Annotated in this window: 23 protein-coding genes and 1 pseudogene; 17 read left to right on the top strand and 7 right to left on the bottom strand. The window is 58.9% G+C overall.

All coding sequences use genetic code 11. The features are described 5' to 3' along the window. The first annotated feature begins 71 nt into the window (after positions 1-71). A complete protein-coding gene (locus tag ABR39_RS21610; RefSeq protein WP_047348659.1) occupies positions 72-1,058 on the top strand; it encodes a GlxA family transcriptional regulator in 987 nt (328 codons plus the stop codon). A gap of 9 nt (positions 1,059-1,067) precedes the next feature. Here ABR39_RS21610 and ABR39_RS21605 read toward each other — a convergent pair whose 3' ends face one another. The 3 genes from ABR39_RS21605 to paaZ all read right to left on the bottom strand — a co-directional run bounded on the left by ABR39_RS21605 (position 1,068) and on the right by paaZ (position 7,254). Beyond that, entirely contained in the window at positions 1,068-2,174 is a 1,107-nt protein-coding gene (locus ABR39_RS21605; RefSeq protein ID WP_047348658.1) for a GGDEF domain-containing protein, read from the bottom strand. 119 nt (positions 2,175-2,293) lie between these two features. Beyond that, complete coding sequence (gene tynA / locus ABR39_RS21600; protein ID WP_047348657.1) at positions 2,294-4,567, bottom strand: primary-amine oxidase; 2,274 nt, start codon at positions 4,565-4,567, stop codon at positions 2,294-2,296. A 644-nt stretch (positions 4,568-5,211) separates the two neighbouring features. After that, positions 5,212-7,254, bottom strand: a complete 2,043-nt coding sequence (gene paaZ, locus ABR39_RS21595; RefSeq protein WP_047348656.1) for a phenylacetic acid degradation bifunctional protein PaaZ — start codon at positions 7,252-7,254, stop codon at positions 5,212-5,214. 284 nt (positions 7,255-7,538) lie between these two features. Between paaZ and paaA the strand changes: the two genes are divergently transcribed. From paaA to paaY, 13 genes are all read left to right on the top strand, one after another. Then, the gene (gene paaA / locus ABR39_RS21590) at positions 7,539-8,468 is read left to right on the top strand and encodes a 1,2-phenylacetyl-CoA epoxidase subunit PaaA (RefSeq protein WP_047348655.1); all 930 of its coding nucleotides are present in this window, start codon (positions 7,539-7,541) and stop codon (positions 8,466-8,468) included. 12 nt (positions 8,469-8,480) lie between these two features. Beyond that, on the top strand, positions 8,481-8,768 hold the full coding sequence (paaB, locus tag ABR39_RS21585; RefSeq protein WP_003857353.1) for a 1,2-phenylacetyl-CoA epoxidase subunit PaaB: 288 nt from the start codon (positions 8,481-8,483) through the stop codon (positions 8,766-8,768). Positions 8,769-8,776: 8 nt separating this feature from the next. Further along, positions 8,777-9,523: a 1,2-phenylacetyl-CoA epoxidase subunit PaaC gene (gene paaC / locus ABR39_RS21580; RefSeq protein ID WP_047348654.1), complete on the top strand. Its 747-nt coding sequence runs from the start codon at positions 8,777-8,779 to the stop codon at positions 9,521-9,523. Between the two features lie 11 nt (positions 9,524-9,534). Beyond that, positions 9,535-10,032: a 1,2-phenylacetyl-CoA epoxidase subunit PaaD gene (gene paaD, locus ABR39_RS21575; RefSeq protein WP_047348653.1), complete on the top strand. Its 498-nt coding sequence runs from the start codon at positions 9,535-9,537 to the stop codon at positions 10,030-10,032. 7 nt (positions 10,033-10,039) lie between these two features. Then, a complete protein-coding gene (paaE, locus tag ABR39_RS21570) occupies positions 10,040-11,110 on the top strand; it encodes a 1,2-phenylacetyl-CoA epoxidase subunit PaaE (RefSeq protein ID WP_047348652.1) in 1,071 nt (356 codons plus the stop codon). After that, complete coding sequence (gene paaF, locus ABR39_RS21565; protein WP_047348651.1) at positions 11,107-11,874, top strand: 2,3-dehydroadipyl-CoA hydratase PaaF; 768 nt, start codon at positions 11,107-11,109, stop codon at positions 11,872-11,874. Before paaE ends, paaF begins: the two co-directional genes overlap by 4 nt. Then, the gene (gene paaG, locus ABR39_RS21560; RefSeq protein ID WP_123156798.1) at positions 11,874-12,662 is read left to right on the top strand and encodes a 2-(1,2-epoxy-1,2-dihydrophenyl)acetyl-CoA isomerase PaaG; all 789 of its coding nucleotides are present in this window, start codon (positions 11,874-11,876) and stop codon (positions 12,660-12,662) included. Before paaF ends, paaG begins: the two co-directional genes overlap by 1 nt. Before the next feature lies 1 nt (position 12,663). Continuing rightward, the gene (paaH, locus tag ABR39_RS21555; RefSeq protein WP_047348650.1) at positions 12,664-14,088 is read left to right on the top strand and encodes a 3-hydroxyacyl-CoA dehydrogenase PaaH; all 1,425 of its coding nucleotides are present in this window, start codon (positions 12,664-12,666) and stop codon (positions 14,086-14,088) included. Further along, entirely contained in the window at positions 14,078-14,506 is a 429-nt protein-coding gene (gene paaI / locus ABR39_RS21550; RefSeq protein WP_047348649.1) for a hydroxyphenylacetyl-CoA thioesterase PaaI, read from the top strand. The genes paaH and paaI overlap by 11 nt, the downstream gene beginning before the upstream one ends. Continuing rightward, the gene (pcaF, locus tag ABR39_RS21545; RefSeq protein WP_047348648.1) at positions 14,499-15,704 is read left to right on the top strand and encodes a 3-oxoadipyl-CoA thiolase; all 1,206 of its coding nucleotides are present in this window, start codon (positions 14,499-14,501) and stop codon (positions 15,702-15,704) included. The genes paaI and pcaF overlap by 8 nt, the downstream gene beginning before the upstream one ends. A gap of 27 nt (positions 15,705-15,731) precedes the next feature. Continuing rightward, positions 15,732-17,048: a phenylacetate--CoA ligase PaaK gene (gene paaK / locus ABR39_RS21540; RefSeq protein ID WP_047348647.1), complete on the top strand. Its 1,317-nt coding sequence runs from the start codon at positions 15,732-15,734 to the stop codon at positions 17,046-17,048. Positions 17,049-17,181: 133 nt separating this feature from the next. Beyond that, positions 17,182-18,117, top strand: coding sequence for a phenylacetic acid degradation operon negative regulatory protein PaaX (gene paaX, locus ABR39_RS21535; protein ID WP_025757961.1), 936 nt, complete (start codon positions 17,182-17,184; stop codon positions 18,115-18,117). A 9-nt stretch (positions 18,118-18,126) separates the two neighbouring features. Continuing rightward, the gene (gene paaY, locus ABR39_RS21530; protein ID WP_025757959.1) at positions 18,127-18,723 is read left to right on the top strand and encodes a phenylacetic acid degradation protein PaaY; all 597 of its coding nucleotides are present in this window, start codon (positions 18,127-18,129) and stop codon (positions 18,721-18,723) included. Here the strand turns inward: paaY and ABR39_RS24265 are convergent. Further along, positions 18,721-18,987 (bottom strand): annotated as a pseudogene (locus ABR39_RS24265) (LysE family translocator); the annotation flags it as partial. The gene paaY and the pseudogene ABR39_RS24265 sit on opposite strands and share 3 nt — an antisense overlap. Positions 18,988-19,122: 135 nt before the next feature. Here ABR39_RS24265 and ABR39_RS21525 point away from each other — a divergent pair. The 3 genes from ABR39_RS21525 to ABR39_RS21515 all read left to right on the top strand — a co-directional run bounded on the left by ABR39_RS21525 (position 19,123) and on the right by ABR39_RS21515 (position 20,608). Continuing rightward, positions 19,123-19,611, top strand: coding sequence for a DinB family protein (locus ABR39_RS21525; RefSeq protein WP_010430762.1), 489 nt, complete (start codon positions 19,123-19,125; stop codon positions 19,609-19,611). 59 nt (positions 19,612-19,670) lie between these two features. Continuing rightward, positions 19,671-20,153: a glutathione peroxidase gene (locus ABR39_RS21520; RefSeq protein ID WP_047348646.1), complete on the top strand. Its 483-nt coding sequence runs from the start codon at positions 19,671-19,673 to the stop codon at positions 20,151-20,153. Positions 20,154-20,287: 134 nt separating this feature from the next. Continuing rightward, positions 20,288-20,608 (top strand): cupin domain-containing protein, encoded by a 321-nt coding sequence (locus tag ABR39_RS21515; protein ID WP_047349061.1) that lies wholly within the window; start codon positions 20,288-20,290, stop codon positions 20,606-20,608. A gap of 137 nt (positions 20,609-20,745) precedes the next feature. Here the strand turns inward: ABR39_RS21515 and ABR39_RS21510 are convergent, their stop codons facing one another. The 3 genes from ABR39_RS21510 to ABR39_RS21500 form a co-directional block, all read right to left on the bottom strand. Continuing rightward, positions 20,746-21,684 (bottom strand): omptin family outer membrane protease, encoded by a 939-nt coding sequence (locus tag ABR39_RS21510; protein WP_047348645.1) that lies wholly within the window; start codon positions 21,682-21,684, stop codon positions 20,746-20,748. Positions 21,685-21,912: 228 nt separating this feature from the next. Continuing rightward, entirely contained in the window at positions 21,913-22,350 is a 438-nt protein-coding gene (locus ABR39_RS21505) for a VOC family protein (RefSeq protein ID WP_047348644.1), read from the bottom strand. Between the two features lie 58 nt (positions 22,351-22,408). Further along, complete coding sequence (locus ABR39_RS21500) at positions 22,409-23,569, bottom strand: MFS transporter (RefSeq protein WP_047348643.1); 1,161 nt, start codon at positions 23,567-23,569, stop codon at positions 22,409-22,411. Positions 23,570-23,685: the final 116 nt, after the last annotated feature.

Raw genomic sequence — 23,685 nt, 5'->3', positions numbered from 1 at the left:
TGTAATGACGCTTGTAGTGTCCGAAATGACGGTTAACATACGAAATCAGACATTCTGCTCAGGCCTGCATCATGAAAATTGGCATTTTAGCGTTACCCGGCAGCATGAAGTCAGCCGTGGCTGGGCTCTGCGACATGTTCTGGCTGGCCAATGAGGTGATTGCCCAGCAGCCGGACGGCGAGGGCATTTCTGCTTTTGAAGCGGTCATCATCACGGCGGAGGGGACGCCGGTTCCGGACGCACAGGGCCGGCTGATTGACGCCGACGGGAGTTTTACCACCGGCGGAACTTTCGATCTCGTGATTGTCAGCGGGATGAAGCTTGACGAACAAAAGCGCCCGGTCTCGCCAGCGGCGGTCCACGAGGCTGGCGAATGGCTGCGGGGCCAGCATAGTCAGGGTGCGATGCTGGCGGGAGCCTGTGCCGGCGGGCTGGTTCTCGCCGAAGCGGGGGTGCTAAATGGCCGGATATGCACGACAACCTGGTGGCTTTACCACACTTTCCGCCAGCGTTACCCGCTCAGCAAACCGGTCTGGGGTAAGGCGCTGGTACAGGACGCGCGGATTATCACCTCCGGAGGCCCGCTCTCGTGGGTTGACCTGGCGCTGCACATCATTCGTCTGCACGCGGGGCAGAAGCTGGCGCGCCTGACGGCCGATATGGCCGTGGCTGACAGCCAGCCGTTGTCTCAGCAGGTTTACGCGCCGGCTGGTTTTTTAAACTCAGTACACCCGATGATTATGAAAGCGGAGCACATCGTCCGGTATGAAAATCCGGCGATTACCGTGGAGCAGCTGGCGCGGGCGCTGAATATGACCACCCGCACCCTGCACCGAAAAATGGCGGAAGAGATGAATGAAAGCCCTAAAAACTTTTTGACGCGCATGCGTATTGAAAAGGCGATGCGGCTCCTCGAGCAGCCGGGAAACGTGATAGGGCAGATTGCCGAGGCTTGCGGTTACGCTGACGACACGGCATTCAGACGCGCATTCACCGGCGTGACGGGAATGTCGCCCGGGCAATACCGTAAGTGGATCGCCGAGCGGCATGTGGAATAGCCGGCGTTCTCACCGGCAAACCCGATCCCGCCCGGCCTCTTTCGCCCGGTACAGCGCCGCGTCGGCGCGGGCGATGATCTCGGTGCCGGCTAACCCCTCCGCCATGCTCGCAATGCCCATACTGACGGTAACGTGGTCGCTGACGGTTGAGGCGCCGTGCGGTATAGACTCCGCGCGCAGGCCTTCCTGAATACGCAGGGCAACCTTTTCAGCGATGGCTTCAGGGCAGTTAAACAGGATCACTACGAACTCCTCACCGCCGTAGCGTGAAACCACATCCTCAGGTGTGCGCACCGACTGCTTCAGCACCCTCGCCACGCGCGTCAAACATTCGTCACCCGCCTGGTGCCCGTAGGTATCGTTGTAGCGCTTGAAATAGTCGATATCCAGCATGATCACCGAGAAGGCTTTTTTCTGCTCAACGGCGTTTTCCAGCACCACTTCCATTTTCCGGCGGTTGGCGGTTTTGGTTAACGGGTCCTGATGCGCCAGCGCGTCCAGCCTGGAGATCAGCAGCTGATTTTGCTGGTTGCGCCGCCAGGCCTCGTCAAACCAGCTTAACAGGATGAAACGCCCGCAGATGAGGATCAGCGTAAAGACGCTCCAGATAACAATGAAGTGAAGGTTGAGGCCATCGTTTCGTACCCAGCTTGCTATCGGCAGGGTGATCCAGAGCGGCAGCACAAAGGCGAGCAACCCTTTAGGATAAAAATAGAGCGCTGTTAAGCCGGAGAGCAATAAAATGACGCACAGCGGCCAGACGTGCGGGAGCAGCAGATGAGTGATAAACCAGAAACAGGACACCGACCAGATGGCGCTACAAATAAACAACACCACACTGATACCGGCGATGCGCCGCCAGGCCATGAGGATCAGCGCAGCTGAGAGGAGGGTTATGCCGAGCATGGAGGCATCAACTATTTTCGTCAGCTGCGGCGAGTGGGGATAAAGGGGATCGCCGGCCTTAAGCAGAACGTGTCGCAGCAGAATCATCACGGCGAAGCTGACGTTGACGAAGGCCAGCCACGGCAGGTTCATCGCCAGCCCATGCATGACCATGGCATGGCGCGTTGGCCAGGTTGCCCGTTCAAGTGTCGGTTTTTTTCTTTTTTCCATAAAGTCCTTTCCCGTCCGGGGGATAAATCATGCAGGTGAGATATCAGTAACTATAAGCAAGCCTGGACGAACCTCAATTGCAGAGGCAAAAAAAAACCGGGCAATTGCCCGGTAGGTGGTTATTTATCGTCTTTTTTCTTCCCGAGCGTTGGCGTCTCGTCGAAGAAGTTCCACGGTTTGAGCAGGGTATGCACCCATTCCGTTGGCATGATCGGCCACTCTTCCGCGCGCGCCACGTGGGTGGTGCCGGTGGTCATCCACACCACGTCATCCTGGTCGTTGAGCGACTCGTTATCTTTGCTGTACTGCCCCAGACCCGTGTCGTGGATTGAGCGGTTAGGGAATTTGCCTTCCGGGTAGAGCTCATCCGGGTGGTAGTGGGTCACCCACAGCTGTTTGTCCATAAAGCTCAGGCGATGGTAGATCCACTCGTCCGGGGCAAATTTCGCGCCGGTCGCTACCGGGTGCGTACCGCCCGCGTAAGGGATTATCTGGTACGAGACCGGGTTGCCCATGCGGTTCTCTTTGCGGGTGTTGCTCAGCAGCCGAATGGTGCCCGGGTCGAATTTCTGCGCCGCCTGCTGCTCGGTATCAATATCGTACTGATTCACCTGCATGGTGCTGGTGCGCGGGCCACCGGCGGTATTCGGCTTCACTTCCGGGTCCATCGCCACCAGCTTGTTGTTGACGCCGTCCACGTCCATATCCAGGCGGAAGTTATAGATGTGCTGGTGGGTGGTGCCGACGATATTGTGATCGATCAGCGTACCGTAACGGGTGTCGTCTTTCGCGGTGGCATCGTGCATGGTTTTCGCCTGCACGCCTTTCACCGCTTCGATACCCGTCGCGCCGGCGTCAATGCCGATGGTGCCATTTTCATGGAACACCCAGTCGAAGATGTAATCGTAGTTGCCAACGGTACTCACCCAGCGCACCACCAGCTCGCGGCGCTCGGTGCTGACGTTCGGCTGGCCCATCTCCTGATGCTTGTACTCCGGCCCGGCGTAGCGTTCGAAAATAGCGATCGCGCGCGGGATCTCCATCGGCGCGCCGGTGTAATCCGGGATGGTTTCATTGAGCATCACGGCGTTAGACGGCACGTCTTTCCCGCGCACCAGCGGGGAGGTCAGGGTGCCCATGCCGTAGTCGCCGGAGTCGAGATAGGCTTTAAAGTACCAGCCGACGTCCGGGTCGCCGTACGGGACAATCATCCCGCCTAAGGAGCCCTGATACATAATCTGGCGCTTTTTGCCGTTGTCGTTATAGGTCACGGTCGAAATCATCGGGCCGACGCGGGAGTCGAGGCTCAGGTGGAAATCCCAGTTCTGCCAGTGCACCATATCGCCGGTGATGGTGTAGTTCTTGCCTTCCGGCTCGACGATCTCCAGGGGTTTTTTCACCGTTTCTACCCGGTCGCGGCCGTCATACGGGCGCGGGGTGAGCGGAACCGGGATGACCGGGCCTTCTTCGATCTTCTGAATTTTCTTCTGTTCAAGATCGACAACCGCGACCAGGTTCTCTATCGGGTGCGCCCAGTAGTTGCCGTCGCCAACGTCGAGGTAGCTCACCACCTTCAGCAGGCGATCTTCCTGCTTCAGACCGTCTTTACCGTCGAAATAGCCCACGGTCAGCGGCGTGGTAATCACTTTTTTCGTGTCAGTAATGCCGTGCTTTTTAAGCACCTCGGCAAACTCTGTGCTCTCGTTGATAATCTGCTGCACCGCGGTGAAATCATCCAGCAGCACCATGCCGTGCGCGTCTTTCACAGGTTCCCAGCGCAGGATTTTTTTATCCTTCAGATCCACCACGCTTTCGATAACGTGCTTTCCATCGAGCATGACGATCTTCGCCTGGCGAGGGGCATCGACTGCCGTACCGTTGAGCACAAAGTCCCACACTTTGGCTTTCTCTGGCTCGGCAAGGGCAATCTGGGTGAAGCGGGTATTCGGCTTAAAATCCGCTGAGGCTTTAACAATCTCTACGGCCTGCTTGATTTCGTCCCCCGTTAGCGCGTTTAACGGGTGAGGGCTTTTTTCCACCTGGAAGGTCTGGTCAAGACCAGACTGGAAAACATCGTTGATGAAGCTGTCAGAGATAAAGGCCTTCTTGCCCTTCATGACCACCGGCACCTCAAGCTTGAGGGTTTTACCGTTGACGATGGCGGTTTTCGCGCCCGGTTTAACCTTCACAAAGGCACCGTCTTTCGCAATGGTGAACATCTGTGCGTAATCATCCCACTGAACGTCCGCGCCGAAGTCCTGCAGCGTCTTGTCCATCGGGACCATATGCGCCTCGCTGCCGTGGGCGAAAACAGGGGATTGCCAGGCGCACCACAGCGCAACGGCCATGGCCAGCGCCGTTCTACGGGCAGAAAAAGAAGAATTGCTTCCCATCGTAGACCTCATCTTGTTGTGTTTATTGTGTTGTGACAGCCTTATCCTGACAGGCCCATGAGAAAAGCGTTTGCCTGCATCTGCCAGGTTATTTGTTGGTCTTGCCAGGTTAAAAAAAGAGCGGGGATACATCACATGCCGGGCTATTTCCTCTCCCCACAAATGATGTCAGCACAGACGGCCCCCTCTCCCACAGGGAGAGGGCTGGGGTGAGGGGGAACATACGGCTGTGGTGGTCATTCCGTTCACTTCATGTTCCTTGCTACTCTGTAACGACATGACCTGTGAACGTGCCAGGGTGGCTCAATCGCCACCACCCTGGCGACCCGGGCTCCCGGCGGTAAATCGCCGCTTCGCGGATTGCTCGCCCCATCCTTGGGGCTCACCCTTTCAGGGCCAGCGCAGGCGCTGTCCAAAATTGCTCCCGGCAATTTTGTCCTCAGCTTATTCCTTCGGGCTATCGGGTCGGGCATGACCCTGCATCCCTGCGCCTCGCCCCGGCCTTACGGAAACGCCTCGGCGATTTACAGCCGGACCAGGGCATCGCTGAAGGCCCTCAGTCATTCTAAAAGCAGCGTTATTGCGTCTGCTTGCAATTACCTGAGAGCGCTCAGCCATTGTTGAGAGGATTAGAAGCAGGGAACTCAGCTGAAATCGCCCCGCTGGCGCGCCACCAGCGTCAGAATGGAGTAGAGCGCCACGGCCTGCTGGTGCTGGTTGAAAATCTCAACGGACCATTCCACCACGCCGGTTGGTTTTTCCTCCGCGGTACGCTGTTTTTTCAGCGTTTTGCGTTTGCAGGTCAGACGCACCTGAATGGTGTCGCCCGGCTTAACCGGCTCGATAAAGCGCAGGTTTTCCATACCGTAGTTGGCAATCACCGGCCCGACGCCCGCGTCGACGAACAGTCCCGCCGCGGCGGAAATCAGGAAGTAGCCGTGCACCACACGCTCGCCAAAGATCGACTCTGCCGCGCCGATCTTGTCCATATGGGCGTAGAAGTGGTCCCCGCTCAGGCAGGCAAAGTTCACGATGTCTGCTTCCGTGAGGGTGCGGCGCGGCGTCAGCAGGCTGTCGCCCGGCTGCAGCTCTTCAAAGTATTTGCGGAACGGATGAACGCGATCTTCCTGCACCGCTGCGCCCCGCACCCACTGTTTGCCAATGGCGGCCAGCATCGTCGGGCTGCCCTGGATCGCGGTGCGCTGCAGGTAGTGCTTCACCGCGCGCAGGCCGCCCAGCTCTTCGCCCCCGCCCGCGCGGCCCGGACCGCCGTGGACCAGCTGCGGCAGCGGGGAACCGTGGCCGGTGGACTCTTTTGACGATTCTTCGTTAAGGATCTGAATACGCCCGTGGGCGCGCGCCGCGCCGGCAATAAACCGGCGGGCAATCGCCGAATCGGCGGTGACCAGCGTTCCCGCCAGGCTGCCGCCGCCCGCGCGGGCAAGCTGCATCGCGTGCTGTGCATTGCGATACGGCATCAGGGTCGCAACCGGGCCGAAAGCCTCCGTCGCGTGAACGGCAGGGGTTTCATCCGGCTGCGGGCAGAACAGCAGGGTTGGCGGGAAGAACGCGCCAGCGGCCTGCATATCGGCTTTGCCGCCCAGACGGATCTGGCAGCCTGCGGCGATCAGTTGCTCCACTTTCTCCTGCACGTCCGCGCGCTGTTCGGCGTTGACCAGCGCGCCCATCTTCACCCCTTCCTGCGCCGGGTCGCCCATCACCACCTTTTCCAGCCGCGCAATAAGCGCCTGGCTCACGGCGTCAACCTGGTTTTGCGGGACGATAATCCGGCGGATAGCGGTACATTTCTGCCCGGCCTTGGCGGTCATCTCGCGCACCACTTCCCGGATGAACAGGGCAAACTCCGGCTGTTCCGGGGTGACGTCTTCACCCAGCACGCAGCAGTTCAGGGAGTCCGCCTCCATGGTGAAGGGAATGGAATTCGCCACAATATTCGGGTGTACGCGCAGGCTTTGCCCGGTGCTGGCTGAGCCGGTAAAGGTCACCACGTCCTGGCTGTCGAGTTGGTCGAGCAGGTCACCCGCGCCGCCGCAGATCAGGCTGATGGCGCCGTCCGGCACCAGTCCGCTGTTCACGATGGATTTCACCATCGCCTGCGTTACCTGTGCGGTAGCGGTAGCGGGTTTGATAATAGCGGGCATGCCGGCAAGCCAGGTCGGCGCCAGTTTTTCCAGCATGCCCCAGCAGGGGAAGTTAAAGGCGTTGATATGCACCGCCACGCCGGACTTCGAGGTCAGAACGTGGCGCGCCGCAAAGCCGCCTTCTTTAGACAGCGGGATTAACTCATCTTCCGGCCACAGCGTGTCGTCCGGCAGCTCGCGGCTACCCAGGCTTGCGTAAGTGAAGAGGGTGCCTATGCCGCCTTCAATATCAACCCAGCTGTCTGCTTTCGTCGCCCCGGTCTGAGCGGACAGGGCATAAAACGTCTCTTTCTCGCCAAGCAGGTGCTTTGCCACCGCCTTCAGCATGGCAGCACGCTCGATAAAGGTCATCTCGTGAAGCGCTTCACCGCCGCGCTCAATCGCATAGCGGCGGGCGGCCGCCATGTCCAGCCCTTCGCTGGTCACGCTCCACAGCGCTTCGCCACTGATGGCGTGATGAATAGTGCGTTCGCGGCCCCGGCCAGACTGCCAGGTGCCGGACACGAAGCTGGCTAACTGCTGCATCGCTTATCTCCAAATGTTACGTAATTTCACTATTAATAGTTTGATCGCGAATCATAAAAATCAAGCTGAGTTTTAATGAATTGTTAACATTGTGATCCGGCATGCTGAATCTCCTCGCCAGAAGGCGCTGCCTGTAGGGCCTGAAGTAAAAGCCTTGCGAGCGGCATCACAAAACAAGGAAACAATTCTTGGGGTTATATTTAACCTTTGTGTAACTTTTAAAAAACAAAGTGATTCAACATTACGCTTTAATTTGCAAACTAACGAATCATAAAGGTGATGACGTGACGCAAGAACAACGGTTTGAGCAGCGCATAGCGCAGGAGACGGCGATTGAGCCTCAGGACTGGATGCCTGACGCCTACCGTAAGACGTTGATCCGCCAGATTGGTCAGCATGCGCACTCCGAAATTGTCGGCATGCTGCCGGAAGGAAACTGGATCGCCCGCGCCCCGACGCTGCGCCGCAAGGCGATCCTGCTGGCGAAAGTGCAGGACGAAGCCGGACACGGGCTCTACCTCTACAGCGCGGCGGAAACGCTGGGCTGTGCGCGGGAAGACATCTACCAGAAGATGCTCGACGGCAGGATGAAATACTCCTCCATTTTTAACTATCCAACCCTGAGCTGGGCCGACATCGGCGTGATCGGCTGGCTGGTAGATGGTGCCGCCATCGTCAACCAGGTCGCGCTGTGCCGTACCTCCTACGGTCCGTATGCCCGGGCGATGGTGAAAATCTGTAAAGAAGAGAGCTTCCACCAGCGTCAGGGCTTTGAAGCCTGTATGGCGCTGGCGCAGGGGAGCGAGGCCCAGCGGCAGATGCTGCAGGACGCCATCAACCGCTTCTGGTGGCCGGCGCTGATGATGTTCGGGCCGAACGACGACAACTCGCCGAACAGCGCCCGCAGCCTGGCGTGGAAAATCAAGCGCTTCGGGAATGACGAGCTGCGCCAGCGCTTTGTCGACAACACGGTGCCGCAGGTGGAAATGCTGGGCATGACGGTGCCCGATCCCGACCTGCGCTTTGATGACGAGAGCGGCCATTACCGCTTCGGCGAGATCGACTGGCAGGAGTTTGAAGAGGTCATTAGCGGACGCGGCATTTGCAACCACGAACGCCTGGCCGCCAAGCGTAAAGCCTGGGAAGAGGGCGCGTGGGTGCGGGAAGCCGCGCTGGCGCACGCCGAAAAACAGCGCGCCCGTCAGGCCGCATAAGAGGAAAAAACCATGAGCAATGTCTACTGGCCGCTGTACGAAGTGTTCGTACGCAGCAAACAGGGGTTATCCCACCGTCACGTGGGCAGTCTGCATGCCGCCGACGACCGCATGGCGCTGGAAAATGCGCGCGATGCCTACACCCGCCGCAGCGAAGGGTGCTCTATCTGGGTGGTGAAAGCGAGCGAGATTGTCGCCTCTCAACCCGAAGAGAGCGGCGAGTTCTTCGACCCGGCGGAAAGCAAGGTTTACCGCCACCCGACGTTTTACACCATCCCCGACGGCATCGAGCACATGTGAGGCAAAGAATGAATTCAGTGACTGCCTATGCCCTGCGTCTGGGCGACAACGGTCTGGTGCTCTCCCAGCGTCTGGGCGCCTGGTGCGGCCACGCGCCGGAGCTGGAGCTTGACCTCGCGCTCGCCAATATCGGTCTTGATCTGCTGGGCCAGGCGCGCAATTTCCTGACCTATGCCGCAGAGCTGGAAGGCCAGGGCGATGAAGACACCCTGGCGTTTGGTCGCGACGAGCGCCAGTTCCGCAATGTCCTGCTGGTGGAGCAGCCGAACGGCAGCTTCGCCGACACGATTGCCCGCCAGTACCTGATGGATGCCTGGAACGTGGCGCTGTACGAACGGCTCACCCAAAGCCGCGACAGCCAGCTTGCCGCCATCGCTGCCAAGGCGATTAAAGAGGCGCGCTATCACCTGCGCTTTAGCCGGGGCTGGCTGGTGCGGCTGGGCGACGGCAGCGAAACCTCCGCGCAAAAAATGCAGCAGGCCATCGACAGCCTGTGGCGTTTTACCGCCGAGCTGTTTGAGGCGGATGACGTTGAGCTGGAATTGACTGACTCCGGCGTGGCGGTTGACCCGCGCCTCCTGCGCCAGCCGTGGGAAAGCGAAGTCTTTGCCGGTCTGAATGAAGCCTGCCTGCAGGTGCCCGAAGAGGCGGCGTACCGCACCGGGGGCAAGCAGGGGCTGCATACCGAACATCTGGGCCCGATGCTGGCGGAAATGCAGTATCTCCAGCGCGCGTACCCCGGCCAGCAGTGGTAAAGGAGAACGCTATGCAACGCCTCGTCGACATCGCGCCTGCGCAAATTCCTCAGATCTGGTCGCTGTTAAGCCAGATCCCGGACCCGGAAGTGCCGGTATTAACCATCACCGATTTAGGCATGGTGCGCAGCGTGAAGGCGCAGGGTGACGGCTGGGTTATCGGCTTCACGCCCACCTACTCGGGCTGTCCGGCAACGGAACACCTGCTGGGGGCGATCCGCGACGCGATGACCGCCCACGGCTTTACCCCGGTGCATATCGTGCTCCAGCTTGAACCCGCCTGGACCACCGACTGGATGACCGCCGACGCGCGCGAGCGCCTGCGGGCCTACGGCATCAGCCCGCCCGTGGGTCATAGCTGTCACGCGCACGCGCCGGCCGAGGTGAGCTGCCCGCGCTGCGCCAGCACCGACACCTCGCTTATCAGTGAATTTGGTTCGACGGCCTGCAAAGCGCTCTACCGCTGCAATACATGCCGTGAGCCCTTCGACTATTTCAAATGTATTTGAGGCTGCCATGACAACGTTTCATTCATTAACAGTGGCAAAAGTGGAACCGGAAACCCGCGACGCGGTGACCATCACGTTCGCGGTGCCGCAGGCGCTGCAGGAAGCCTACCGGTTTCGTCCCGGCCAGCACCTGACCCTGAAAACGAAGCTGGGCGGGGACGAGCTGCGCCGCTGTTACTCCATCTGCCGGAGTACCGCCCCGGGCGAGATCAGCGTGGCGGTCAAAGCCATCGACGGCGGGCGCTTTTCCCGCTATGCCCGGGATGAGATCAAAGCGGGTATGGCGCTGGAGGTGATGGTTCCTCAGGGGCAGTTTGGCTACCAGCCGCGGGCCGAACGCGAAGGCCACTATCTGGCGATTGCGGCAGGCTCCGGGATCACCCCGATGTTGGCGATTATCTCCGCAACGCTTGCGACCGAACCGAACAGCCATTTCACCCTGATCTACGGCAACCGCAGCAGCCAGAGCATGATGTTCCGCCAGGCGCTGGCGGACCTGAAGGACAAATACCCGCAGCGGCTGCAGCTGGTCTCCATCTTTAGCCAGGAGCGGCTGGACAGCGACCTGCTTTACGGCCGCATCGACGGCGAAAAGCTGCAGGCGCTGGCGAAAACCCTGATCAACTTCCGCCAGTACGACGAAGCTTTTATCTGCGGCCCGTCGGCGATGATGGACGACGCGGAAGCCGCGCTGAAGGCGCTGGGGATGCCGGAAACGTCCATTCATCTTGAGCGCTTTAATACGCCCGGAAATGCCGTTAAGCGCGCGGTGAGCGTGCAGGCGGAAGGCCAGAAAGTGACCGTGCGCCAGGACGGACGCGACCGTGAAATCACCTTGACGGCGGACGATGAAAGTATTCTCGATGCCGCCCTGCGCCAGGGCGCGGATCTGCCGTATGCCTGCAAGGGCGGCGTATGCGCCACCTGTAAATGCAAAGTGCTGCGCGGGAAGGTGGACATGGCGACCAACTACAGCCTGGAGCCGGACGAGCTGGCCGCCGGATACGTGCTGAGCTGCCAGTCGCTGCCGTTAACCGCTGACGTGATCGTGGATTTTGACGCGAAGGGAATGGCATGAGCGAACTGACCGTAACCCGTCATGGCCGCGTGCTGCAGCTGACGCTGAACCGTCCGGCGGCGCGCAACGCCCTCAACAATGCGCTGCTGACGCAGATTGCTGAGCAGCTTGAAGCCGCGGCTTCTGACATCGAGATTTCCGTCTGCGTGATTTACGGCAGCGAGCGCTGCTTTGCCGCCGGGGCCGATCTCAATGAAATGGCAGAGAAAGACCTGCCTGCCACCCTGAACGATATTCGCCCGCAGCTGTGGGCGCGAATCAACGCGTTTCCTAAACCGCTGATCGCCGCCGTGAACGGCTTCGCGCTGGGCGCAGGCTGCGAGCTGGCGCTGCTGTGCGACGTGGTGATTGCGGGCGATAACGCCCGTTTTGGCCTGCCGGAAATCACGCTGGGCATTATGCCCGGCGCGGGCGGCACCCAGCGTCTGATTCGCAGCGTGGGTAAATCGCTCGCCAGCAAAATGGTGCTGACCGGCGAGAGTATCTCCGCGCAGCAGGCACTGAGCGCGGGGCTGGTCAGCGATATTTTCCCGGCTGCGCTGACGCTGGAGTATGCCCTGAAGCAGGCGGCGCTGATGGCGCACCACTCTCCGCTGGCCCTGCAGGCGGCGAAACAGGCGCTGCGCCAGTCTCAGGAGGTGCCGCTGCAGGCCGGGCTGGCGCAGGAGCGTCAGCTTTTTACGCTGCTTTCTGCCACCGAAGACCGCCGGGAAGGCATCGACGCCTTCTTACAAAAACGCACTCCCGACTTTAAAGGACGCTAATTGTGGAATTTATTCTCAGTCAAGTAGAACAGGGCGTCATGACGATTACCCTGAACCGCCCGGAGCGTCTGAACAGCTTCAATGACGTGATGCATCAGCAGCTTGCCGAATGCCTGAAGCAGGCCGAGCGGGATGACACCGTTCGCTGCCTGCTGATCACCGGCGCCGGGCGCGGTTTCTGTGCCGGTCAGGATCTGAACGACCGCAACGTCGACCCCAACGGCCCGGCGCCGGACCTCGGCATGTCCGTTGAGACCTTTTACAACCCGCTGGTGCGCCGCCTGGCAAAGCTGCCGAAACCGGTCATTTGTGCGGTCAACGGCGTGGCTGCTGGCGCGGGGGCTACGCTGGCGCTCGGCTGCGACATGGTGATTGCCGCGCGCTCCGCCAACTTTGTGATGGCCTTCAGCAAGCTCGGCCTGGTGCCGGACTGCGGCGGCACCTGGCTGCTGCCGCGCGTGGCCGGACGCGCCCGCGCCATGGGGCTGGCGCTGCTCGGCGACAAGCTTAGCGCCGAACAGGCGCAGGCGTGGGGGATGATCTGGCAGGTGGTGGATGACGACCAGCTCTCCGCTACCGCGCAGCAGATGGCGCTGCATTTTGCCTCTCAGCCGACCTTCGGGCTGGGGCTGATTAAGCAGGCCATCAATGCCGCAGAAACCAACACCCTTGACGCTCAGCTCGATCTCGAGCGCGACTATCAGCGCATGGCCGGGCGCAGCGACGACTACCGCGAGGGCGTCAGCGCCTTCCTGGCGAAGCGCGCGCCGAACTTTACGGGGAAATAAGATGCTGAACATACGCACTGTCGCCGTAATTGGCAGCGGCACGATGGGCGCCGGGATTGCCGAAGTGGCGGCCAGCCACGGCCATCAGGTTCTGCTCTATGACATTTCGAGCGATACGATTTCGCGCGCCATCGACGGGATCCGTCAGCGTCTGGCCTCCCGGGTGACGCGGGGAAAACTTTCCGCCGATGCCGGCAGCCAGATCCTTGCCAGGCTGCTTCCTGCCGCGGATATCAACGCGCTCTCAGCGGCCGATCTGGTGATTGAAGCGGCCGCCGAGCGGCTGGACGTCAAAAAGGCGCTGTTCGCGCAGCTGGCTGAGATCTGTCCGCCGCAGACGGTGCTGACCAGCAATACCTCTTCCATTTCCATTACCGCGATTGCGGCGGACGTGAACCACCCGGAGCGCGTCGCGGGGCTGCACTTCTTTAACCCGGCGCCGGTGATGAAGCTGGTGGAAGTGGTGAGCGGGCTGGCAACCTCACCGGAAGTGGCCGACGCGCTGTGCGAGCTGGCGCTGAACTGGGGGAAACAGCCCGTTCGCTGCCAGTCCACGCCGGGGTTCATCGTCAACCGCGTCGCGCGTCCGTTCTATTCCGAAGCCTGGCGCGCGCTGGAAGAGCAGGTGGCCGCGCCAGAGGTCATTGACGCCGCCCTGCGCGAAGGTGGCGGCTTCCCGATGGGGCCGCTGGAGCTGACCGACCTGATTGGCCAGGACGTTAACTTTGCGGTGACCTGCTCGGTATTTAACGCCTTCTGGCAGGAGCGTCGTTTTCTGCCCTCGCTGGTGCAGCAGGAGCTGGTGCTGGCAGGACGGCTGGGCAAAAAGAGCGGGAAGGGCGTTTACGACTGGCAGGGTGACAAACCCGACGTGCAGTGGGTCAAGGCGGTGAATGACAGCTACAGCCCGATGCGTGTGGAGAAAAGAAGTGACGGTGTCACCGAGATTGATGACGTGTATCTGGTAGAAACGCAGGGGGAAACCGCGCAGGCGCTGGCGCTACGTCTTAACGGCCCGGTGGTGGTCGTTGACCGCATGGAGGGCGACGTGGCGGTCATTGCGGCGGCTGCCAGCAACCCCCACACCGCGACGCAAAAAGTCATCCGCTACCTGCAGCAGCAGGGAAAACGGGTGGTGCAAATTGCCGATTATCCCGGCCTGCTGATCTGGCGCACGGTGGCGATGATTGCCAACGAAGCGCTGGACGCCCTGCAAAAAGGGGTCGCCAGCGAGAAGGATATTGATACCGCCATGCGTCTCGGCGTGAACTACCCGAGCGGCCCGATTGCCTGGGGCGAGCGTCTGGGCTGGCAGCGCCTGCTGACGCTGCTGGAGAACCTGCAGCGCCATTACGGCGAAGAACGCTATCGCCCCTGTTCACTGCTGCGCCAGCGCGCGCTTCTGGAGAGTAGCTATGAGTCATAACGCCTGGCATAACGCCCGCGCCATGTACGAACGGGACGCCTGCGCGCAGGCGCTGGGGATGGACATTGTCGACATGGACGACGGCTACGCGGTGGTGACCATGACCATCACTCCACAGATGCTTAACGGCCACAAAACCTGCCACGGTGGGCAGCTGTTTTCCCTGGCAGATACTGCCTTTGCCTACGCCTGCAACAGCCAGGGGCTGGCGGCGGTGGCCTCAGGCTGCTCAATTGATTTTCTGCGTCCGGGCTTTGCCGGTGACACGCTTACCGCCACCGCGCGGGTGAAGCATCAGGGCAAGCTGACCGGCGTATATGACATTGAGATCCAAAACCAACAACAGAAAACCGTCGCCCTTTTTCGCGGGAAATCTCACCGCATCGGCGGCAGCGTGACAGGAGAGGCAGATGCGTGACGCATTTATTTGTGATGGCGTTCGAACGCCGGTGGGGCGCTACGGCGGCGCGCTTTCTGCGGTAAGAACCGACGATCTCGGCGCCGTGCCGCTGCGCGCGCTGCTGGCCCGCTATCCGCAGCTCGACCTCGAGCGGATTGACGACGTGATTTACGGCTGCGCCAACCAGGCGGGGGAAGATAACCGCAACGTGGCGCGTATGTCGTCGCTGCTGGCCGGTCTGCCTCAGACGGTCTCCGGGACCACCATTAACCGCCTGTGCGGGTCGGGGCTGGACGCGATTGGTTTTGCCGCTCGCGCCATTAAGGCGGGCGACGGCGACCTGCTGATCGCGGGCGGCGTGGAGTCGATGTCCCGCGCGCCGTTTGTGATGGGCAAAGCCACCGCCGCGTTTCAGCGTCAGGCGGAAATCTTTGATACCACCATCGGCTGGCGATTTGTGAATCCGCTCATGCATCAGCAATTCGGAACTGACACTATGCCGGAAACGGCAGAGAATGTAGCTGAATTGTTAAATATTAGTCGTGCCGATCAGGACGCGTTCGCGCTGCGCAGCCAGCAGCATACCGCTCGGGCGCAGCAGAACGGCATTCTGGCGCAGGAGATTGTGCCGGTGCAGGTGCCGGGTAAAAAGGGCGCGTTCACAGAGTTCAGCGTGGATGAACACCCGCGCGCGGACACCACGCTCGAGCAGCTTGCCGGGCTGAAAACGCCGTTTCGCAAGAACGGGGCAGTCACGGCGGGAAATGCCTCCGGCGTTAACGACGGCGCGGCGGCGCTGCTCATCGCCAGCGAGCAGACGGCGCTGGCACAGGGATTAGTTCCGCGCACGCGGATCGTGGCGATGGCAACGGCGGGCGTGGAGCCACGTCTGATGGGGCTCGGCCCGGTACCCGCCACGCGTAAGGTGCTGGAGCGCGCCGGACTCAGCATTAACGATATGGACGTGATTGAGCTTAACGAAGCGTTCGCCGCGCAGGCGCTGGGCGTGCTGCGTCAGCTGGGTCTGCCGGATGATGCCGCGCACGTCAACCCGAACGGCGGCGCGATTGCGCTGGGCCACCCGCTGGGGATGAGCGGTGCCAGGCTGGCGCTGGCCGCGAGCAATGAACTGCACCGACGCGGCGGGCGCTACGCGCTGTGTACGATGTGCATCGGTGTGGGTCAGGGCATTGCCATGATCCTTGAGCGTGTTTGAGCATAAAAACAATGTGAGTACCCTACAATGACAAATACAACAAAGCTTGATCCGATTGAAACGGCCTCCCTTGACGAGTTACAGGCGCTGCAAACCGAGCGTCTGAAATGGACGCTGCACCACGCCTATAACAACGTGCCGATGTACAAACGCAAGTTTGACGCCGCGGGCGTTCACCCTGACGATTTCAAAGAGCTGGCGGATATCCGTAAATTCCCGTGCACCACCAAGCAGGACCTGCGGGATAACTATCCGTTCGATACCTTTGCCGTGCCGATGGAGCAGGTGGTGCGCATTCACGCCTCATCCGGCACCACCGGCAAACCGACCGTCGTGGGCTACACGCAAAACGACATCGACAACTGGGCCAACCTGGTGGCCCGCTCCCTGCGCGCCGCGGGCGGCAGCGCGAAGGACAAAATTCACGTGGCGTATGGCTATGGCCTGTTTACCGGCGGGCTGGGGGCGCACTACGGCGCCGAGCGTTTAGGCGCGACGGTGATCCCGATGTCCGGCGGCCAGACGGAGAAACAGGCGCAGCTGATCCGTGATTTCCAGCCGGACATGATCATGGTGACGCCATCCTACTGCCTCAACCTGATTGAAGAGCTGGAGCGCCAGATGGGCGGCGATGCCAGCGGCTGTTCCCTGCGCGTGGGCGTCTTCGGTGCCGAGCCGTGGACGCAGGCCATGCGTCGCGAAATCGAAAAACGCCTGGGCATTACGGCGCTGGACATTTATGGCCTCTCCGAGGTGATGGGGCCGGGCGTGGCGATGGAGTGTATCGAAACCGTCGACGGCCCGACCATCTGGGAAGATCACTTCTACCCGGAGATCGTCAACCCGAACGACGGCACGCCGCTGGATGACGGCCAGCAGGGCGAGCTGCTGTTCACCACGCTGACCAAAGAGGCGCTGCCTGTTATCCGCTACCGCACCCGCGACCTGACGCGTCTGCTGCCGGCCACCGCGCGCAGCATGCGCCGCATGGACCGCATCAGCGGGCGTAGTGACGATATGCTGATCATCCGCGGCGTCAACGTCTTCCCGTCGCAGCTGGAAGAGGAGATTGTGAAGTTCGAACATCTCTCTCCGCACTACCAGCTGGAGGTGAACCGTCGCGGCCATCTTGATTCACTTTCCGTGAAGGTGGAGCTGAAAGAGAGCAGCCTGACGCTGACCCACGAGCAGCGCTGTCAGGTGTGCCACCAGCTGCGCCACCGGATCAAATCGATGGTCGGGATTTCCACCGACGTGACGATCGTCAACTGCGGCAGCATCCCGCGCTCGGAGGGGAAAGCCTGCCGGGTGTTTGATTTGCGTAAGGTGGCGGCCAACGGTTGAATTTCCCTCACCCCAGCCCTCTCCCAAAGGGAGAGGGTGTACTAAGTTCCCTCTCCCACGGGGAGAGGGTTAGGGTGAGGGTCGATGCCAGATTCCTATGCTATGATTCATCCAGGACAAAAATAACAACAGAATGAATCACATGAATAAACTCGACGCCTTTATCCAGCATGCGGTCAGCTCCGTTCCCGTTAGCGGGACATCGCTTATCTCCTCGTTATACGGTGACGCGCTTTCCCATCGCGGCGGTGAGATTTGGCTCGGCAGCCTGGCGGCCCTGCTGGAAGGCATGGGGTTTGGTGAACGCTTCGTGCGTACCGCGCTGTTTCGCCTCAACAAAGAGGGCTGGCTGGACGTCTCGCGCATCGGGCGGCGCAGCTTTTACCGCCTGAGCGATAAAGGCCTGCGCCTGACGCGTCGCGCGGAAAACAAGATCTACCGCGCGGAACTGCCCGCCTGGGACGGCAAATGGTTATTGCTGCTCTCGGAGGGGCTGGATAAAAACACCCTCGCCGACGTCAAAAAACAGCTTATCTGGCAGGGATTTGGCACGCTGGCGCCGAGCCTGATGGCCTCGCCGTCGCAGCATCTGGCGGACGTGCAGTCTCTGCTTCATGATGCCGGCGTGGCGGAAAACGTGATTTTCTTTGAAGCCCATTCGCCGCTGGCGCTCTCCCGCGCCGCGCTGCGTTCACGGGTAGAAGAGTGCTGGCAGCTGACCGAGCAAAACGCGATGTACGAGACGTTTATCAGCTCGTTCCGCCCGCTGCTGCCGCTGCTGAAGGAGGCCGCGCCGGAGGAACTGACGCCGGAACGCTGCTTCCAGATCCAGCTGTTACTGATTCACTTTTATCGTCGCGTGGTGCTGAAAGACCCGCTGCTGCCGGAAGAGTTACTGCCTGCGCACTGGGCGGGACAAAGCGCCCGACAGCTCTGCATTAATATTTATCAGCGTGTGGCACCGGGGGCGCTGGCGTTTGTCAGCGAGAAGGGCGAAACCTCCGTCGGCGAACTGCCCGTGCCCGGCACGCTCTACTATCAACGCTTTGGTGGTCTTACGAGCGCATAAGGAGGGAAGATGCCTGTTTATCAAATTGACGGTCTGACGCCGGTGGTGCCGGACGAGAGCTATGTTCACCCAACGGCGGTGCTGATTGGCGACGTGATTCTGGGCAAGGGCGTGTATGTCGGCCCGAATGCCAGCCTGCGCGGCGACTTTGGTCGTATCGTGGTGAAAGACGGTGCGAACATTCAGGACAACTGCGTGATGCACGGTTTCCCGGAGCAGGACACGGTGGTGGAAGAGGACGGCCATATCGGCCACAGCGCCATTCTCCACGGCTGCGTGATCCGGCGCAACGCGCTGGTGGGCATGAACGCGGTGGTGATGGACGGGGCCGTCATAGGTGAAAACAGCATCGTCGGCGCGGCGGCGTTCGTGAAGGCGAAAGCGGAAATGCCCGCCAACCATTTGATTATCGGCAGCCCGGCCAAAGCGATCCGCGAGCTGAGCGAGCAGGAGCTCGCCTGGAAGCAGCAGGGCACGCGGGAGTATCAGGTGCTGGTGGAACGATGCAAGCTGACGATGCATCAGGTGGAGCCGCTGCGTGAGGTTGAGCCTGAACGGAAACGGCTGACGTTTGATGAGAATTTACGGCCGAAGTCGGCGGTGTAAGGTGGAAGGTCCGCTTCGCGGGAGAAGCGGACGTAAAGAGACATAGAAAATACCCATTTTGGGATTAAGCACATTCCCAAGCATCCCTCTGATAAACCAGTTTCCCCTGGAAGCGGCATTGCTATCGCTGTGACTGAAGGACGACCGGGGGCGTATCAGCAGCTGCCAGCCCAGCCAGCTTAAGTAGGCAGCACCACAAACTTTCAGCACCGTGTAAGCCAGTTCTGAAACCGCCAGCAGAGCACCCAGACCTAGCGCAACCAGGATGGTTGTTTCTTAATCAGCCTGATGTCGCAACGCTTTATTGTTATCAAGGAACGCGTCAGGCCCCAACCCGTGAAGTTCTGGAATATCAGGCCTGAACTGATATGATAATTTTGAATTAATCTGGAGAGATAAATGAACGCAGACACGATTGTCACGTTATTTAAGTTCAAACGCTGGGCGGACGCAGAAACACTACGGGCAATGCAGAAGGTCGATATCCTGGAGAATGCTAAGAAGCACCATCTGATGCTCAGGCTTATGAACCATATATATGTTGTGGATATGATTTTCAGAGCAAATATTACCGGTCAAAAACACCAGTACACAGCGTTAAATACGCCAGAAACTCCATCTTCAGACGAACTTCTTTTAAAGATGTCTGAATGCGCTGACTGGTATATACAACACGCAGGCGCAATGAGTGCCGCTGATTTCCAGGAAACGATAAAATTTCGTTTTGTCGATGGCGGATACGGTGAGATGAAAGCGATGGATATGCTTAATCATGTCTTATTTCATGGCTCATATCATCGTGGTGCAGTGGGCTGGATGCTTTCAGAAACGGGAATTACCCCGCCTAAGGATGTGCTCACTGTTTTTCTGAGGGATCACAATCACTAACAGGCCAACGTTAGAAACAATCGTCGAATTAGAACAGGTTCTGTTTTGAGGATGCCAGTATGACTCATTTTTACCAACTTACAGCGACCAGCCTGGATGGCCGACCAATCTCTATGGCCGACTACGCGGGTAAAGTGGTTTTGGTCGTGAATACGGCAAGCCAGTGCGGCTTCACGCCTCAGTACGCCGGGCTTGAAGCGCTATACAAGAAATATGCGGCTCAAGGGCTGGTGGTGCTTGGCTTCCCCTGCAATCAGTTCGGTAAGCAGGAACCCGGTGGTGCCGACGACATTTCAAAAACCTGTTACATCAACTACGGCGTCAGTTTCCCGATGTTCGAGAAAGTAGAGGTAAATGGAACTGAAGCGCACCCGCTGTTTCGTTATCTGAAAAACGAACTGCCCGGCGTGCTGGGCGGGCGAGTTAAGTGGAACTTTACGAAGTTCCTGATCGGACGCAACGGGGAACCTCTCAAGCGCTTTGCACCGATGACAAAGCCCGAGAAAATGGAGTCTGCAATTCTTGCTGCCCTGGAAAGTTAAGCGTTTTCGATTGGAGCGGGCCTGATGGCCTTTCTTTAGTCTGTTTTTCGCCTTGTTTTCCCCTATTTGTTATATAGCGAAAGAAAATTTATATGGCATAAATGTTCCATACGAATATCAAAGGGAACGAGCTTATGTCGCTTTTTGACCTTAAGTCTAAAGCAGATGGATTAAATGAGGCCTGGCGCTCTCACGTATTAGGCCGCGTTGGGGAAGCAAATCTCAAAATTTTACGAATGGATGAGCGCTCAGTCACTGAAGAGGTGCATGAGTATGACGAGGGATTACTGGTCATTGACGGACGTCTGGAACTGAGTGTTAACGGCAAACAAATCTCTGTAAGATCGGGCGAGCTTTATATAGCCAAAGCGGGCGTGCCTCATACGGTGGAAATCGGCAGCTTTGGCACACTGGTTATCATCGATCTACCTGAAACCGAAATTTCAGACTGCTGACACAGTGCGATTTGGAATTTCGCCCGGTGTGAAATGTAGGCCGGGTAAGCGCAGCGCCACCCGGCAAAAATGTTGATGGCAGGGTTTGTCATCAATCTCAGGCCCCGTAAGGGGCCTGGTCTGTTTTAACGTCTGAATTAGAAGCGATATTGCAGACCCGCTGTAATGGTATAGTTGTGGTTAGAAATACCCGCAGCGTCCCCGCCAATAGAGCCGGACTGCCCGGTATTGGTATCAATAATCTGCGTACCGCCTTTACCTTCTTCGTAACTGCTATAGGTAAATTCAGCAAAAACTTTCGCGTGCGGCGTCACGTAATATCCGGCATCAACGGACGCGCCATAATAGCGGGAATCAGAAGTCTTTTCGCGGAAGGTCAGATCGCGCATATAGTGCTCGTCGTTATCATGCGCGCGAACCCAGTCACTGAATTTGAACAGGGCGTTAAATTCAAAGTCATTAAAGCGGTACTGACCTGCAAGGCCAATATACGGCATAGAGAAGCGCTGGCTATAACCAATGCCGCGTTCACCTGCCGGGAAATTCCCCTGATAGGCGCCGTTGTCGTAATTGTAAGAACCACCGGTCGCCGTCCAGCTGAAGCGGGTTTCCTGATAACCTGCGGTGACGCCCGCTTTATAATTATCGCCCTGGAAGATCCAGCCTTTTACGTTGAGATCGTATTCATTGGCATAGTTGACGTTGGTCGCAGGATGGCTTGAATGGTCTGTCCAGGAGGATTGCTTTGCATTCATCCAGTCATAGTCATCCATGTGACCTGAGCCTGATGCCAGAGAGGTCCAGCCGCGGGCGTTCAGCGTCAAAAATGAGTACGCGTCCCAGGAAATATCGCCTTTCAGAATAGCGACATTTTTTATTTTCCAGTCCAGCTGGCTAACTTTTCTTCCTGTGACTTCGTCATAAACCATCTCGTGGGATTTTCCGCTCAGCATCCCGGCAGAGGCCGAAACCGTGAAGCTTTCCGGTGAGAAATCCGGGGTGACTTGTGAGACACCTGCATATACCGCCCCTGAAAACGCGGCCATCATCATTCCCGCAACAATATTTCTTGTCATTTTTATTTCCCTAAAACAAATTAATCAATGAGTTGCAGGGAAATATTAAAAGTCACGCAAATAAGAATCAACTGCCAGTTTTGGTAATTTTTTATAATTTGACGTAAGGGGCGATATTTAACTTTGGGCCGCCTGAAGGAGGCGGCCGATAATATTTAAAACATTACCGGCTCGGTGCAAAATAGCAGTCAGTTGATTCACTGTAACCGGCGCAACAATAAATTCCGTTTACCCGCGCAGCCACGGCGTGATCGTCAGTCCGGTCAGCAGGCCCTCCGGGCTGAGCAGGCGAGTAACGGTCTGTCCCCACGGTTCGATGCGGTTGGCCACCAGCAGGCGATAGCCTTTTTCGCTCAAAATGCGGGTAGCAGAATCCAGGTCCTGCACCTCATATTCAATCCATCCCTGCGGTATCGGGTGCTCAGAGGGCCACTGCGCTTCACCAAAACAGGAGGTTGCCGCCTGCGAGAGCGGCCAGACGGCAAAATGCTTCACGCCTGGCAACTGTCCCTCTTCAGTGAGCAGATAGTCGGCATTTCCTTCCATCGGCTTCAGCGGCAAACCGAGCGTCTGGACATAAAACGCGGTGCTGGCGTCGGTGCTTTGCGAAATAGGCCCGAAGCCGGCGATAAATAAGACATCGATTCCCGGTAACGTCTGCGACATATCCACTCCTTAATTGGCTGGAAAATTTTTAGTAAGGCTCTCAAATCGGGTACCGCATTCACCGCACCTGCGCCTTCACGACGGGTTTAAACTTCAGCGCGATGACGATCAGCAGGATAACACCCGCACTCATGACCAGCCATGCGCTGGTCAGTGAAACTGCGCTGTCGCGAACGATCCCTGCAATTAACGGCATTAGCGCGGCAATCATATATCCACCTCCCTGAACGTTAGACAATAGCTTCCCGGCCTGCGCGGGCGTGCGGGCGTGATCGAAGGTGACGATGAGCGACAGCGGGAAGAGGGCGCCGATCCCTGTGCCAAGCAGCAGTGTTGATAACACCGGCGTGGTGCCCGGCGCAAAGACCAGACACAGTAATCCTGCCAGCAGCAGCAGCAGGACCGTAATCAGCGGAACGCGGCGGTCGGGGAATTTACCAATCAGCGCGGAGACGACAAACCCTGCGACCACCTCGGTTAACGTCAGCCAGGCCAGCATATAGCCGCTGCTGCGTGCGGACCATCCCGCCTGAATATAGAGCGGCGGCAGCCAGGCGAGCACCAGCGTATAGGCTCCCGTCCCGACGCCGAAAAAGAGCAGCAGTAACCCTGTCCGGGAGGAGGAGAGCGTAACGGCTTCGCGGGCCGTATTCTCACTTTGCGAACGCGTTACGAGGGCCAGCCACGGCATCAGCGCAAGCAGTGCTAACAGGCCTGCCATGGCCAGCGCCGGTTTCAGCGTCAGCCACGAAAACAACGGTTCAGCGCTGGCGGCGGCTAATGCTGCACCGGCCATAATGCCCGTGCTGAACAGCGACATAACCGTGCTGGCCGTTTGGGCATACTCTTTTTTAATCAGGGCAGGCATTAACGCCTGGATCGTGCCGATGCTGGCCCCGCCGAGTAACGCAGTGCCCATCAGCCCCGCCAGCGAAGCGCTCAAGCCGCGTAATAAACAGGCCACCAGCAGGATGAAAAGACCGATCGCGATCCCCCGGACTGCACCGACTCTGGCTAGCAGCCAGGGTCCGCACAGGGCGGCCAGGCCCATCATCGCGACCGGCAGGGTGGTCAGCAGGCTGAATTGTGTGGCCGTCAGCCCCGTTTCGCGCTGTAGCACGGAAAAAAGCGGCCCGACAGATGCCAGAATGGGGCGCAGGTTCAACCCGACGATAAACGCGATAATGGCGAAGAGTAATGGAGACGTGCGTTTCAACATGGAATCCTTTTCGGTTGTGAATAGCTCTGGCAAATCGCCGCGAGCATTTATCTTAACGTTAAGATAAAATGTGTTTTTGTGTAAGATGTACCGCACAACACGATAAATTCCCACGC

This window comes from Enterobacter genomosp. O (assembly GCF_001022965.1).
Taxonomy (GTDB): Bacteria; Pseudomonadota; Gammaproteobacteria; order Enterobacterales; family Enterobacteriaceae; genus Enterobacter; species Enterobacter cloacae_L.
Note: the sequence above shows the minus strand (reverse complement) of the source record. Positions and strands in the feature narration are given on the sequence as shown.